This is a genomic window from Sphingomonas canadensis (assembly GCF_026013525.1).
In the GTDB taxonomy this organism is placed as follows: Bacteria; Pseudomonadota; Alphaproteobacteria; order Sphingomonadales; family Sphingomonadaceae; genus Sphingomonas; species Sphingomonas canadensis.
The window spans coordinates 1-1,115 of the sequence record NZ_JAPDRA010000026.1 but is presented as its reverse complement, the minus strand read 5'-3'; the positions used below and the strand labels follow the sequence as shown (position 1 = coordinate 1,115).

At 65.6% G+C, this 1,115-nt stretch carries 1 protein-coding gene; it reads left to right on the top strand.

Features of this window, described 5'->3' with window-relative positions; genetic code table 11:
- Positions 1-2: 2 nt before the first annotated feature.
- Positions 3-1,115, top strand: a complete 1,113-nt coding sequence (locus OM513_RS20745) for an S-(hydroxymethyl)glutathione dehydrogenase/class III alcohol dehydrogenase (protein WP_264946689.1) — start codon at positions 3-5, stop codon at positions 1,113-1,115.

The window sequence follows — 1,115 nt, the reverse complement described above, 5'->3', positions numbered from 1 at the left end:
GCATGAAGACGCGGGCCGCGGTGGCATTTGAGGCGAAGAAGCCGCTGGAGATCGTGGAGGTGGACCTTGAGGGTCCGCGCGCGGGCGAGGTACTGGTGGAGATCATGGCGACGGGGATCTGCCACACGGATGCCTATACGCTGGACGGTTTCGACAGCGAGGGGATCTTTCCGTCGATCCTGGGGCATGAGGGCGCGGGCGTGGTGCGCGAGGTGGGTCCGGGCGTGACGAGCGTGAAGCCGGGCGATCACGTGATCCCGCTGTACACGCCGGAATGCCGCCAGTGTAAGTCGTGCCTTTCGGGCAAGACCAACCTGTGTACCGCGATCCGCGCGACCCAGGGCAAGGGGCTGATGCCCGACGGCACCAGCCGCTTCAGCTACAAGGGCCAGACGATCTTCCATTACATGGGCTGTTCGACCTTCTCGAACTTCACCGTGCTGCCGGAGATCGCGGTGGCGAAGATCCGCGAGGACGCGCCGTTCCAGTCGAGCTGCTACATCGGCTGCGGCGTGACGACGGGCGTCGGCGCGGTAGTGAACACGGCCAAGGTTCAGGTGGGCGACAATGTGGTGGTGTTCGGGCTGGGTGGCATCGGCCTCAACGTGATCCAGGGCGCGCGGCTGGCGGGCGCCAACGCGATCATCGGCGTCGACATCAACCCGGATCGCGAGGAATGGGGCCGCAAGTTCGGCATGACCGCGTTCCTGAACTCCAGGGGCATGAGCCGCGAGGAGATCGTGGCGAAGATCGTCGAGATGACCGACGGCGGCGCCGACTATACGTTCGACGCGACCGGCAACACCGAGGTGATGCGCACCGCGCTGGAGGCGTGCCACCGCGGCTGGGGCACCAGCATCATCATCGGCGTGGCCGAGGCGGGCAAGGAGATCGCGACGCGCCCGTTCCAGCTCGTCACCGGCCGCAACTGGCGCGGCACCGCATTCGGCGGCGCCAAGGGCCGCACCGACGTTCCCAAGATCGTCGACATGTACATGGCCGGAAAGATCGAGATCGACCCCATGATCACCCACGTCATGGGCCTCGACGAAATCAACACCGCATTCGATCTCATGCACCAGGGCAAGTCCATCCGCAGCGTCGTGGTGTTCTGA

Coding starts and splice junctions, on each gene's coding strand:
- OM513_RS20745 (WP_264946689.1), top strand. CDS start 3: ATGAAGACGCGGGCCGCGGTGGCATTTGAGGCGAAGAAGCCGCTGGAG.